12 protein-coding genes are annotated in these 13,149 nt (G+C 66.7%); all 12 read right to left on the minus strand.

The window, feature by feature from the left end:
• Positions 1–8: 8 nt before the first annotated feature.
• Positions 9–686 (minus strand): SMC-Scp complex subunit ScpB, encoded by a 678-nt coding sequence (gene scpB / locus E3O11_RS09835; protein ID WP_092452860.1) that lies wholly within the window; start codon positions 684–686, stop codon positions 9–11.
• The gene (locus tag E3O11_RS09840; protein ID WP_092452857.1) at positions 676–1,485 is read right to left on the minus strand and encodes a segregation and condensation protein A; all 810 of its coding nucleotides are present in this window, start codon (positions 1,483–1,485) and stop codon (positions 676–678) included. Before E3O11_RS09840 ends, scpB begins: the two co-directional genes overlap by 11 nt.
• Positions 1,469–2,356: a ParA family protein gene (locus E3O11_RS09845; protein WP_233195351.1), complete on the minus strand. Its 888-nt coding sequence runs from the start codon at positions 2,354–2,356 to the stop codon at positions 1,469–1,471. Before E3O11_RS09845 ends, E3O11_RS09840 begins: the two co-directional genes overlap by 17 nt.
• Positions 2,357–2,523: 167 nt before the next feature.
• Positions 2,524–3,504 carry a site-specific tyrosine recombinase XerD gene (locus E3O11_RS09850; RefSeq protein ID WP_092452851.1) on the minus strand — a complete coding sequence of 327 codons (981 nt, stop codon included), beginning with the start codon at positions 3,502–3,504 and terminating at the stop codon, positions 2,524–2,526.
• Between the two features lie 2 nt (positions 3,505–3,506).
• Entirely contained in the window at positions 3,507–4,139 is a 633-nt protein-coding gene (locus tag E3O11_RS09855) for an NUDIX domain-containing protein (protein ID WP_092452848.1), read from the minus strand.
• Positions 4,132–5,829, minus strand: coding sequence for a CTP synthase (locus E3O11_RS09860; RefSeq protein ID WP_170851605.1), 1,698 nt, complete (start codon positions 5,827–5,829; stop codon positions 4,132–4,134). The genes E3O11_RS09855 and E3O11_RS09860 overlap by 8 nt, the downstream gene beginning before the upstream one ends.
• Before the next feature lie 29 nt (positions 5,830–5,858).
• Complete coding sequence (recN, locus tag E3O11_RS09865; protein ID WP_092452845.1) at positions 5,859–7,580, minus strand: DNA repair protein RecN; 1,722 nt, start codon at positions 7,578–7,580, stop codon at positions 5,859–5,861.
• A 4-nt stretch (positions 7,581–7,584) separates the two neighbouring features.
• A complete protein-coding gene (locus tag E3O11_RS09870) occupies positions 7,585–8,505 on the minus strand; it encodes an NAD kinase (RefSeq protein WP_092452842.1) in 921 nt (306 codons plus the stop codon).
• Positions 8,506–8,509: 4 nt separating this feature from the next.
• Positions 8,510–9,310 (minus strand): TlyA family RNA methyltransferase, encoded by an 801-nt coding sequence (locus E3O11_RS09875; protein WP_092452926.1) that lies wholly within the window; start codon positions 9,308–9,310, stop codon positions 8,510–8,512.
• Positions 9,311–9,414: 104 nt separating this feature from the next.
• Positions 9,415–9,564 (minus strand): hypothetical protein, encoded by a 150-nt coding sequence (locus E3O11_RS17630; protein ID WP_166787561.1) that lies wholly within the window; start codon positions 9,562–9,564, stop codon positions 9,415–9,417.
• A 9-nt stretch (positions 9,565–9,573) separates the two neighbouring features.
• Positions 9,574–10,602 (minus strand): HAD-IIA family hydrolase, encoded by a 1,029-nt coding sequence (locus E3O11_RS09880; protein ID WP_092452839.1) that lies wholly within the window; start codon positions 10,600–10,602, stop codon positions 9,574–9,576.
• Positions 10,580–11,662 carry a hypothetical protein gene (locus E3O11_RS09885; protein WP_241994693.1) on the minus strand — a complete coding sequence of 361 codons (1,083 nt, stop codon included), beginning with the start codon at positions 11,660–11,662 and terminating at the stop codon, positions 10,580–10,582. Before E3O11_RS09885 ends, E3O11_RS09880 begins: the two co-directional genes overlap by 23 nt.
• Positions 11,663–13,149 lie beyond the last annotated feature (1,487 nt).

The following is a 13,149-nucleotide window of genomic DNA, read 5'->3' on the forward strand; positions in this document are numbered from 1 at the left end:
GTTGTCGGTCAAAGCAGATCCTCGAATCCGTCGGTTCCGCCGTCAAGCAACGGCGATAGGTGGGGTAACTCGTCGAGCGAGTTGATTCCGAGCTGGGTAAGCAGCAAGTCTGTGGTGGCGTAGTTGATCGCGCCGGTTTCACTGTCGGTGAATGCCTCGGTGACCAAGCCGCGCCCGAGCAGGGTGCGCACGACGGAGTCGACGTTGACCGCCCGAATGCTCGCAACCTGGCCGCGGCTGATCGGCTGCTTGTAGGCGATCACAGCGAGCGTCTCGAGGGCCGCCTGGCTGAGCCGGCTGGGATTCTGCGTGAGCACGAAGTCGGTCACGAGTACGTCGTGGGTGGCGCGCACGTAGATGCGCCAGCCGCCGGCGACCTCGCGCAGCTCAAAGCCGCGACGCACCGTTTGGGTACCGTCGGTGCTGCGCAGGCCGTCGAAATCGGCGACCAGCCGGGCAACGGATGCCGCCACTGCGGCGATGGGCCGCCCGACGGCGGTCGCGAGGTGTACGAGCCCCTGCGGTTCGTCAGCGACCATGAGCACGGCTTCGAGCTGGCGGTCGAGGGAGTGGTCTGCGGCGTTCTGGTCTTGGTCTTTTTCGCTGGCGGCCGGTGAAGCGGATGCTGCAGCATCCGTTTGCGGCGTGCGTGACCGGGTATCGGTGGTCGGGTTTTCAATTGTCATAGTCGGCTCCGAGCGAGGCGAGGTTTTCGTCGGTCCAGGACTGGGTACTCCAGCGCAGGGTGAGCTCACCGAGGGGCTCGATTTGGTCAAAGGAGACGGCACCATGGCGGTACAGCTCGAGCACCGCGAGAAAGCGGGCGATAATGACGCCCTTCTCGTCGGTGCCGGCGATGAGCGCACGAAACGAGACCGGCTCCCCCGGCTGCAGCATGGCGACGACGTAGGCGGCCTGCTCGCGGATGCTCACGAGCGGCGCGTGCAGGTGGTCGAGCCCCACACTGGGCAGCTCGCGCGGGGCGAGGGCTACGGCTGCCAGCGCGGCGAAGTCGGCGAGGGAGAGCGTCCAGACCAGCTCCGGGGTCTTCTGGCGGTACTTCTCTTCGAGGCGCACCGAGCGCACGTGTCGGCGGGTCTCAATCTCGAGCTGCCCGCTGAACCAGGTCGCGGCCTCCTTGAAGGCGCGGTACTGCAGCAGGCGGGCGAACAGCAGGTCGCGGGCTTCGAGCAGGGCGACGTCTTCGGCGTCGACGAGTTCGCCCTGCGGAAGCAGTCCGGCCACCTTGAGATCCAGCAGTGTCGCGGCGACGACCAGAAATTCGGTGGCCTGGTCGAGTTCTTCCGCCGCGTCAAGGCCGCGCAGGTAGGAGATGAACTCGTCGGTGACCTGGCTGAGCGAGATCTCGGTGATGTCGAGTTCGTGCCGGGTGATCAGCTTCAACAGCAGATCGAACGGACCCTCGAAAACGCCGAGGGCGACCGAAAACGCGGGCTTCTCGGCCGCGCTAGGCGACTGCGCCACGGTGGATCAATTCGCGGGCCACCTGCAGGTAGGCCTTGGCAGCCGCGTGCTCTGGCGCGAAGTCGGTGATGGGTACCCCGGCCACGCTCGCGTCGGGAAATTTGACGGTGCGGCCGATGACGGTTTCGAGCACGCTGTGACCGAAGGCGTCGACGACTCGCTCGAGTACCTCGCGAGAGTGCAGGGTACGGGAGTCGTACATGGTGGCGAGAATTCCGTCGAGTTCGATCGCCGGGTTGAGGCGGTCGCGCACCTTGTCGATGGTTTCGATAAGCAGGGCGACACCGCGCAGGGCGAAGAATTCGCACTCCAGTGGAATCAGTACGCCGTGGCTCGCGGTGAGCGCGTTCACGGTGAGAATGCCGAGCGACGGCTGGCAGTCGATGAGAATGACGTCATAGTCGCCGGACACCTTGCGCAACACGCGGGACAGAATCTGCTCACGGGCGACCTCGTTGACCAAGTGCACCTCGGCGGCAGAGAGGTCAATGTTGGCCGGGATAACGTCGAGTCCCTCGACCGAGGTCGGCTGGATAGCGTCTTTCGGGTCGACCTTGCCGTTGAGCAGCAGGTCGTAGATGGTGGTGACGTCGTGCGTGGGAACGCCGAGGCCGGCCGAAAGGGCGCCCTGCGGGTCGAAGTCGATCGCGAGCACGCGGCGGCCGTAGCGGGCCAGGGCTGCACCGAGGTTGATGGTCGTCGTGGTCTTGCCGACGCCACCCTTCTGGTTGCACAGGGAGATGATGCGGGCCGGACCGTGGCTTTTCAACGGCTCTGGTTCGGCGAATTCGTGTTTTTCGCGTCCCGTCGGGCCCACCGGTATCTCATCGAAACCGGGAAGCGAAATCCGCTCGCTCAACTTACGCGTCACTGGCCCGCCCTTGATTTGTCCTGCACCCATCACTTGGTCGATTCTAGCGATTAGATCGCCCGGTCTTCGCAAGGATCGCCGCGCACCCCCTGCCACTGCTCGCGAGAGCGCAAAAAGTGCCCATTTGGACTCGCCATACGGGCACTTTTTGCGCTCTCGCGCAATTATCAGCGGGCTCTTGGGTGGGAGAGGGTGTACATGTCGCGGAGGGTGTCTGCTGTCACCAGGGTGTAGATCTGGGTGGTGGCTACCGACGAATGGCCGAGCAGCTCCTGCACGACGCGCACGTCGGCGCCGCCGGCGAGCAGGTGCGTCGCGAAGGAATGCCGCAGGGTGTGCGGGGATACGGGCACGGTCAGTCCGGCGCGTTCGGCAGCCGCGCGAATGATGAGCCAGGCGTTTTGCCGACTCACTCGCTGCCCGCGCAGCCCGAGAAACAGTGCCGGCGTCGACCGTCCGCGCGCCGACAACATCGGCCGTGCCCGAACCAGGTAGTCAGAGACGGCGGCGCGGGCGAAGCTGCCGACCGGAACGATGCGCTGCTTGTCGCCCTTGCCGGTGAGCCGCACCGAGTCGAAGTCTTCGAGGCGCACGTCGTCGACGTTGAGATCGACCACCTCACTCACCCGCGCGCCGGTCGCGTAAAGCAATTCGAGCAGGGCCTTGTCGCGCAGGCGCTGCACATCGTCGCCGTCGGTCGCCGCGAGCAGCGCGGCCACCTGCTCGATCGAGATGGCCTTGGGCAGGCGCAGGGCGAGTTTGGGCGGCTTACTGTCGTGCGCGACATCCGTTTCGACCAGGCCCTCACCGAGCAGAAACCGGTGGAATCCACGCACGGTCGAGAGGATGCGCGCGATCGATGCGGCGGTCAGCGGCGACTCCGGACGCAGGCCGAGGTATTGCACAAATGCCGACACGTGGTGCCGGGTGATGGCGCGCAGGTTCGTGATCGGGCGCGCCGGGGCGTCGGCAGCACCCGCACCCGCACCCGCACTGACAGCATCCCCGGCGTCAGAATCGGGCTGGCCGGCCAGCCACGCCGTGTACAGCCCGAGGTCGCGGCGGTAAGCAGCGACGGTGTTCGCGGCGAGACCGCGCTCGACCGCCACGTGCCGCAGATACCCATCTACCGCCGTGGCGATCGTCATGCCTAGGCTGTGACGTGCCGGTTGAGTGGATGCCGCGGCCACGGCAGGTCGGCCGGCGCGAGCGTGCTCCACCCGCGTGACTTGGCCACGTGCGCGGCCAGAATACCCACGATCAGGATCGGGTTCTCGACCCGCCGCGCCAGGACGGCGTCGACGCAGTCGTCGAGGGACACCCAGCGCAACTCGATATCGGCTTCTTCTTCGGTGCGTGCGAAGGCGGGAACCGCCGAGACGCCGCGCGCCAGGTAGACCCGGATGGCTTCATTGCTGCCGCCGGGCGAGGTGTAGAACTCGGTGAGCAGCGCCCAGTCGGAGGCGACGACATCCGCTTCTTCGGCGAGCTCGCGCTGGGCACCGATCAGGGCATGCTCGCCGCTCACGTCGAGCAGCCCGGCTGGCAGCTCCCAGCCGCGGAGGCCGGTCGGGTGCCGGTACTGCTTGATCAGCAATACCCGGTCGTGCTCGTCGAGGGCGAGCACGGCCACCGCGCCGGGGTGGTCGAGGTATTCGCGGGTGATGCTCGCGCCGTTGTACTCGAAGCTGTCGCGGCGCACGTTCCAGATGGCGCCGTCGAAGACGACCTCGCTCGCGGTCACCGTGACCGGAGCCACGTCATCCTGCAGTGGTTCAGGCACTGAGCTCTTCCTTCACCTCGAACAACCGGCTGGCCTGCTGGCGGTCGAGGGCTGCGGCGACCAGCCCGCGAAACAGCGGATGCGCATGGTTCGGCCTGGACCGCAGCTCCGGGTGGGCCTGGGTTCCGACGTAGAACGGGTGCTCGTCGCGCTTGAGCTCGACGTATTCGACCAGGTGGCGGTCCGGACTGGTTCCGGAGAACCACAGGCCGGCCAGGGCGATCTGGTCACGGAAGGCGTTGTTGACCTCGTAGCGGTGACGGTGACGTTCGGACGCCTCGTTCGCGCCGTACAGTTCGGCGACGAGGGACCCCTCGGCGAGCGTTGCCGGGTAGAGGCCGAGGCGCATGGTGCCACCGAGGTCGCCGCCGGCGATGATTTCGACCTGTTCTTCCATGGTCGCGATGACCGGAAACTCTGTTTCCGGGTCGAACTCGCTGGAGGAGGCGCCGGGCAGGTCGGCCTTGTTGCGAGCGTATTCGATGACCATGCACTGCAGGCCGAGGCACAGGCCGAGCACCGGGATGCCGTTTTCGCGGGCGAACTTGAGGGCGCCGAGCTTGCCCTCGATGCCGCGGATGCCGAAGCCGCCGGGCACGCAAATGCCGTCAAGTTCGCCGAGCAGACGCGCGGCTCCCTCGTCGGTTTCGCAATCGTCGGAGCCGATCCAGACGATCTTGACCTTGCTCTGGTTGGCGAATCCGCCGGCTCGCAGCGCCTCGGTGACCGAGAGGTAGGCATCCGGGAGGTCGATGTACTTGCCGACCAGACCGATCGTGACCTCGTGCTTGGGGTGGCGTACGGCTTCGAGCAGGTTCTCCCAGCCGGACCAGTCGACGACGTCGGCCACGAGGCCGAGGGCGTTGACGATGTACTTGTCAAGGCCCTGGTCGTGCAGCATGGTCGGGATCTCGTAAATCGACGCGACGTCGACGGCGTTGACCACGGCACCTTCGTCAACGTCGCACATGAGCGCAATTTTGCGCTTGTTCGCCTCGGAGACGGGCCGGTCGCTGCGCAGCACGAGGGCGTCCGGCTGAATTCCAATGGAACGCAGTGTCGCGACGGAGTGCTGGGTGGGCTTGGTCTTCTGCTCGCCGGCCGCGCCGAGGAACGGAACGAGCGAGACGTGCACGAAGAAGACGTTGCCGCGGCCGAGTTCGTGGCGCACCTGACGGGCAGCCTCGAGGAACGGCTGGGACTCGATGTCACCAACGGTTCCACCGACCTCGGTGATGATGACATCGGGGCGCACCTCATCGCTCGCCTGCAAGCGCATGCGGCGTTTGATCTCGTCGGTGATGTGCGGAATGACCTGCACGGTGTCGCCGAGGTATTCGCCACGGCGTTCCTTGGCGATCACCTGCGAGTAGATCTGCCCGGTCGTCACGTTGGCCGACTGGCCGAGGTTGATGTCGAGAAAACGTTCGTAGTGCCCGATGTCGAGGTCGGTCTCTGCACCGTCGTCGGTCACGAAGACCTCGCCGTGCTGGAACGGGTTCATCGTTCCCGGGTCGACGTTGAGATACGGGTCAAGCTTCTGCATGACGACCCGCAGGCCGCGTGCCGTGAGTAGGTTTCCGAGGCTGGCCGCCGTCAAGCCCTTACCGAGCGAGGAGACCACACCCCCGGTCACGAAGATGTGCTTGGTTGTGCCGTTTGACCTGCTCGGTCCTGATCTGTCCGCAATTATATTTTCCACCACGGGCTTCAATGCTATCACCTGATTTTTGTCGCTGGCTGGGGCGGGGTGGACTGGGCGAGGTCGAGCAGTTCTCTGGCGTGTTCGAGACCGCTCTTCGAGTCGGGCAGACCCGACAGCAGGCGGGCCATTTCGGCGGCCCGATCCTCGCCGCGCAACTGGCGCACGCTCGAGGCGGTGACGGATCCGTCGCTGTCCTTGACCACGCTGAGGTGGTTCACGGCGAACGCGGCGACCTGGGCGAGGTGGGTGACCACGATCACCTGGGCGGTTTCGGCCAGGCGGGCCAGTCGCCGTCCGATTTCAATCGCGGCGGCGCCGCCGACGCCGGCGTCGATCTCGTCGAAGACGAAGGTGGGCACCGGGTCGGTCGCGTTGATGACGACCTCGATCGCGAGCATGACCCGAGACAGCTCGCCACCGGATGCCCCGCGTGCGAGCGATCGCGGCTCGGCCCCGGCGTGGGGCTGCAGCAGTAGGCGCACGAGGTCGCAGCCGGTGACGGTGAATTCGCCCCCCGGTTCGACCTCCACGTGGAGGACGGCGTCCGGCATTGCCAGTGCGCCGAGCTCGGCGGTGACCAGGGCACCGAGACGCACGGCTGCCGCTGCACGGAGCGCGGTGAGGGCGGTAGCAAGATCGGTGACCAGCAGATGGTCGGCATCCGTTTCAGCGGTGAGGGTTTCGATGCGGTCGGAGTCGGAGTCGAGCTCGAGCAGACGGGTGCTGCCGGTATCCAGAAATTCGATGGCCTCGTCGAGGCCGCCGGGGTATTTACGGGCGAGGATGCTCAGTTCGGCGCGGCGTTCCTGCACGATTTCGAGTTCGCGGGCACCGTCGGCGTCGAGGCCGGCGAGGTAGCTGGAGAGTTCGGCGGCGATATCCGCGACGACGAAACCGACGTTGGCGATCGCGGTGACGAGCGGTGGCAGCGCCACATCGTGGGTGGCGACCCGGTCGAGGGCGCGCCGGGCGGTTTCGAGCAGCGCGACAACGTCGGGCAGGTCGTCGGGGTTATCTTCGGCGGAAATGAGCTGGCGGGCCTGTTCCCCGGCCAGGCGCAACTCTTCGAGGTTGCCGAGGCGTTCGGCCCGTTCACCGAGCTCGGCGTCTTCGCCGCGTTGCGGGGCGACCGTTTCAATCTCAGCGATGGCGGCCCGCAGGTCGTCGGCTTCGCGGGAGCGCAAATCCTGTTCGGTGACGAGCCGGTCCAGGTCGGTCTGGTTGGCCTCCCAGCGGTGGAAGGCGAGCTGGTAGTCGGCGAGCACTGCGGAGAGGTCGGGCCCGGCGAAGCGGTCGAGGGCGTCGCGCTGGGCGGCGGCGGAGCGCAGGCGCACCTGGTCGCTTTGGCCGTGCACGACGACGAGGTCGTTGCGCAGGTCGCCAAGTACGCTCGCCGGAGCGCCGCGTCCGCCGACCGTCGCCCGGCTGCGCCCTTCGCTTGAGACGGAGCGTCCGAGAATGAGTTCGGGGCCGTCGAGGTCTCCCCCGGCGTCGCGCACGCGTTCGGCGACGGGACCGCCGGGGTCGATGACCCAGCGGCCCTGCACGAAACTTTGCGGCTGGCCCTGCCGCACGGTGCCGGCATCCGCTCGATCGCCGAGTAGCAGGCCGAGCGCGGTGACCACCATGGTTTTTCCGGCGCCGGTTTCGCCGGTGACGGCGGTGAATCCAGGCCCAAGCGGCAGCGTCGCCTCGGCGATGACGCCGAGGTCGCGAATGAACAGCTCGTCGATCATCGGATTACTCGCGGCCGACCGGGCCGCGCCAGCCGGTGACCGGCAGGTTGAATTTGTTGACCAGGCGGTCCGTGAACGGGCCGATGTGCAGGCGGGCCAGGCGCACCGGTACGCTCGAGCGGCGCACGATCACGCGGGCGCCGCTCGGAAGGTCCTGGGTACGGCGGCCATCGGCGCACAGCACGGCGCGGGCTCCGGTGCGGGAGAGCACCTCGACGGCCAGGGACGAATCGGGGCCGACGACGAGCGGCCGGGCGAACAGGGCGTGCGCGCTGAGCGGTACCAGCAGCAGCGCTTCAACGCCTGGCCAGACGATGGGGCCGCCGGCCGAGAACGAGTACGCGGTCGAGCCGGTCGGGGTGGAGAACACGACGCCATCGCAGCCGAACGACGATAGCGGACGGCCGTCAACCTCGACGACAACCTCGATCATGCGTTCGCGGCTGGCCTTTTCGACGGTGACTTCGTTCAGCGCCCAGGTTTCGTAGACAACCTCATTGGTGACCTTGACCCGCACCGACAGGGCGAGTCGTTCTTCGACCTCGTAGTCGCCCTTAAGGGCGCGGCGCACGGCCTCACCGAGGTCGTCCCGCTCGCTCTCGGCGAGAAAACCGACGTGGCCGAGATTGATACCGAGCAGCGGGGCCGAACAACCACGCACGAGTTCGGCCGAACGCAGAATGGTGCCGTCACCGCCGAGCACGATGACCAGCTCGAGGTCGGCGGTTGTCACGGTCTCGCCGAGAATGGCGATGTGCCCGTTGAGCTCCGGGCAGGCGGCGAGCAGGTCGGCGCGTTCGTCGCTGGCCAGCACCGGCACGGCGCCCGCGGCGAGAAGCTGCTTGCAGACCGTCGAGGCGGCTTCAACCGAGTCGAGGCGACCGGTATGGGCAACGATGAGAAAGTACCGCGGAGTGTCGCTCAACTCGTCACGCCCCCACCACGGTTTCGATCCGTTCCATCCATTCTGTCGGATTTGAGCCGGCCGTGGCGCTCATCCAGCACAGATACTCGTGATTTCCGGCCGCCCCGATGATGGGCGAGGCGATCACGCCGCAGGTTTTCAGGCCGAGGTCCCAACCGGCCCACAGCACGCCGGCGATCGAGTCGCTGCGCAGGCCCTTGTCGTGCACGATGCCCTCCCGAATGCCGCCGCGGCCCACCTCGAACTGCGGCTTGATCAGCAGTACAAAGTCGGCGCCCTCTGCTGCCGTGGCCGCAAGGGCCGGCAGCACGGTCGTGAGGGAGATGAACGACAGGTCGGCCACGACGAGGTCGGGTCGGGTGTCGATTCCGGATGCCCCGGCGAGGGTTTCCGGTGTCGCATAGCGGATATTGTAGCCCTCGACCAGTTTCAGACGCGGCTCGGTCTTCAGTTGCGCTGCCAGCTGCCCATGGCCGACATCGGCCGCGATCACCTGGGCGGCGCCGCGTTCGAGCACCACCTGGCTGAAACCGCCGGTGCTCGCGCCGGCATCGAGCACGGTGCGCCCGGTGACGCTCAGGTTGAACGCGTCGAGGGCGGCGATGAGCTTGTGGGCACCGCGGCTGACGTAGTGGTCGGTCGCGGCCACCTCGAGAACAGCATCCGCTGACACTTTGGTGCTGGCCTTCACGACCGGCAGCCCGTCTACCGTGACGAGGCCGTCGGCGATGAGTTTGGCCGCGACGGTTCGGGAGCGCACCAGCCCTCGGTCCGCGAGGGCGGCGTCGAGGCGGGAGGCTGGCATCCGTTCTGGAACGCTGTCAGTGTCGTTCAACTCGTCGGGAAGGTCGGCGTCATTCTCAGGCATGGGTGCGTCTGGTTCCTGGTCGTTGGGTGTGCTGGTGCCGGTCATGCCTGGCCAGCCTGGTCGGCGTCTTCGAGCCGTTCGCGCAACTGCTCGTGCAGCTCCCCGAACGCCGCGGCGCGCGCCTCGAGCGGCTGGGTCTCGATCTTCGCCAGTTGCCCGGCGAGATCGACCGGTACGGGTTCGGGGCTCACAGCTCTAGGCTACTGCGCGAGATACAGTCGCTCCGGAACGTTGAGCCCGTAAATGGCCCGTCCCGACCGATAGATCGCAGCGCAGGCGGCGCGAAGCAGATTGATTGCGCCGTCACCGTCTTTCAGAATCTGAACGTCATTGCCGTGCACGCGCACGCTGGCCCCGTTGACCGTGGCGGTCGAGCCGTCCTTGGAGAACACGGTCTCCGGGTACGGTTCGTGCAGCTGCTGCAGGTTGTCAAGGATGAATGCTGGCTGCGAATCCTTGTCGGCGGCCAGGGCCTGCTTAGCCCGGTCGATGCCGGTCAGCACGAGCACGGCAGGAATGCCGGCCCGGTTCGCGCCGAGAATGTCGGTATCAAGGCGGTCGCCGATGAAGAGCGCGTTCTGCGCGCCAAACCGCCGAGTAGCTTCCAGAAAGATGGCCGCTTCTGGCTTACCGGCCACGAGTGGCAGCCGCCCGACCGCGGTGTGCACGGCCGAAACCAGCGTGCCGTTACCCGGAGCGATGCCGCGGGCGACCGGAATGGTCCAGTCCGTGTTGGTCGCGATCCACGGAATGCCCGTGCCCACACCGTCGGCGTTGAGCGCGAAGGCCGCTTCGGCGAGGTGCACCCAGCCAACCTCGGGCGAGAAGCCCTGGATCACAGCGGCCGGCTTGTCGTCGGCCGAGCGGGTCACCACAAATCCAGCTTTGATGACCTCGTCGACCAGACCGTCGCCACCGACCACGAGGATGCTCGCGCCGGGTGCGACCTGCTCGGCGAGCAGCCGAACGGCTGCCTGGGGGGAGGTGACGACATCCGTTGCCGCGACGCTCAGCCCAAGCTCGGTGAGGTGGTCGGCGACCGACTGATCGGTGCGCGAAGCGTTATTGGTGATGTAGCCAACGCGAATCGTCTCGGCGGCACGGTTCAGGCTCTCGACGGCGAACGGAATCGCCGCCGGGCCCGCGTACACCACACCGTCCAAGTCGGCCAGCAGAACGTCAACGCCGTCCAGCGGCGTCACCGACTCAGGCTTTCGGCGATGCAGCATTCGGCTCCGTCTCGTCGTCTGCGTCCGTAATTGAAACGGATGCCGCAGCGTCGGTTTCCGCCTCGTTGCCGATCTCAACGTCGGTTTCGGCGGTGTCCGCCGCTTCGTTGACGATGTCGTCGGCGTCGTCGGCGTCGGTAATCGGCGCGGCGACAGCGTTGAGCCCGGCTTCGGCAACGGCACGAGCCGCTTCGCCGGCGGCCACTCTGTCGTCTTCGTCGTCTTCGTCTCCGGCGTCGGCGGCTTCGGCGGCGAGGGCGGCGTCGTCGTCCTCTTCCATTTCCTCGATTTCTACGGTCTCGTCATCGTCACCGGAGGCCCCGATGGCAGCGTCGGCGCGGGAGGCCCGCTGGAGCCACTCGTCCGCTTCGTCCTCGCGACCGAGTTCGCTCAGCACCTCAGCGTAGGCGGCGAACAGCTCGGGGCTGTAGGAAAAAGCCGTGTTCGGGTTGAGCTGCGGAATTTCGAGCTCGACCAGCGCGGCATCCGTTTCACCGAGGTCCAGCCGTGCGCCGGACATGGCGATGGCCAGGCCAACCTGCACGGACGGGGACAGCGTGCTGCGATCGACCGAGCGGCCAAGCTCGAGGGCACGGTCGGGGCGGCCGACGCCACGTTCACTGTCGACCATGAGGGGAAGCTGGTCGTTCGAGCCGGAGATGCGACGGTAGGTGCGCAGTTCGCGCAGGGCCAGCGCGAAGTCACCGGTGGCATACGCGGTGATCGCGAGGCTTTCGCGCACAACACCGATACGGCCGGCCCGACGGGCGGCGCTCATCACATGCTGGTGAGCCAGCTGCGGGTTCTCGTCGATGACGCGGGCGGCCATCGCCAGGTGACGGCCGACGGTCTCGGCGTTCTCCTTGGTGAGGGTCTTGAGCTCGTTGCGGGCGATGCGGTCAAGGTCATTGGCCGAAATGTCGTCGGGAAGTTCCGGGTCGTCGTGACGCGGACGCACCGAACGCAGCTCGCGCTGCATGCGCTGCTCTTCGGTCATCTCCTCTTCAACGACGCGGGCATCGCGGTCGTTACGGGCCGGAGCGCCGTCGCGGGTCCACAACTTCTTGCCGGCATCGACGCGCGGAGCGCCGGCGCGGTTCGGCGAACCGCCGCGCTGGGTCCACGGCTTGCTATCGTTGTCGCTTCTCGGCCGGTCGTTGCTGGGCCGGTCAGAGTTACCCCGGTACGGGGGACGCTCACCCTGAGCCGGACGATCGGAGTTACCCCGGTACGGAGCCCGGTCGTTCCCGCCGGAAGGACGCTCCGAATTGCCACGGAAGGGAGGTCGTTCCCCCTGGGCAGGACGATCCGAATTACCCCGATAAGGGGGACGCTCACCCTGAGCCGGACGATCGGAGTTGCCCCGATACGGAGCCCGGTCACCCTGCGCGGGACGGTCAGAGTTACCACGGTAGGGAGGACGCTCACCCTGCGCGGGGCGGTCAGAGTTACCCCGGTACGGAGCCCGGTCGTTCCCGCCGGAAGGACGCTCCGAATTGCCACGGTACGGGGGACGCTCGCCCTGGGCAGGACGGTCGGAGTTACCCCGGTACGGAGCCCGGTCGTTCCCGCCGGAAGGCCGGTCAGAATTGCCACGGTAGGGGGGACGCTCCCCCTGAGCCGGACGATCCGAATTACCCCGATACGGAGGTCGCTCACCCTGGGCAGGACGGTCAGAGTTGCCCCGGTAGGGGGGACGCTCACCCTGCGCGGGACGGTCAGAGTTACCACGGTAGGGAGGACGCTCACCCTGCGCGGGACGGTCAGAGTTACCACGGTAAGGGGGACGCTCACCCTGCGCGGGACGGTCAGAGTTACCACGGTAAGGGGGACGCTCACCCTGCGCGGGACGGTCAGAGTTACCACGGTAAGGAGCACGGTCGTTGCCGCCGTATGCAGGGCGATCGGAATTGCCGCGATAAGGAGGTCGCTCGCCACCCTGCTGCGGGCGGTCGGAGTTACCGCGGTACGGTGGCTTCGCGCCATCGCGTCCGCCGGCAGGTCGCCCATTCGAGGGTCGGCCGCTCTGGTTCGAACGACGGTCGTCCTGACCGTTGTTACGGGAATCGCCGTCGCGGGGTCCTGAAGGGCTCACTGTATCTCCTGTGTAATTAGTCCGGCATTTCGACAGACTTACTAAGCCTAATCCCTCACGCAAAATCGCGCTGAGAACCTCACCCAAGTGGATGCGGTTCCAACGTCAATCACGTGTCGGTCATGTGGGTGGGGCGTAGGGATTTTTGCGGGGTGACGAGTTCGAGTGTTTGAGCTGAGGCTCGAGTGTCCCGACGCCCCGCAAGAGTTCATGGTCGCGTCCCAGAAGCCGGCCCCGGTCGTGCCGATGGCGGGCGGGGCATGCTCGACCAACGGATGGGTGAGTGCGAAGCGGGACCGCTTGCGGTGTGGTGTTAACGAGAAACGGCCACCCTGGGGTGGCTCGTTAACGCAAAAAGGCCACCCTTTCGGGTGGCCTTTTTGTTTGTTTCTAAGTTAAGTCCGGCGGTGTCTTACTCTCCCACAGGGTCCCCCCTGCAGTACCATCAGCGC

Origin of the sequence: Cryobacterium levicorallinum (assembly GCF_004402405.1) — a bacterium.
In the GTDB taxonomy this organism is placed as follows: Bacteria; Actinomycetota; Actinomycetes; order Actinomycetales; family Microbacteriaceae; genus Cryobacterium; species Cryobacterium levicorallinum.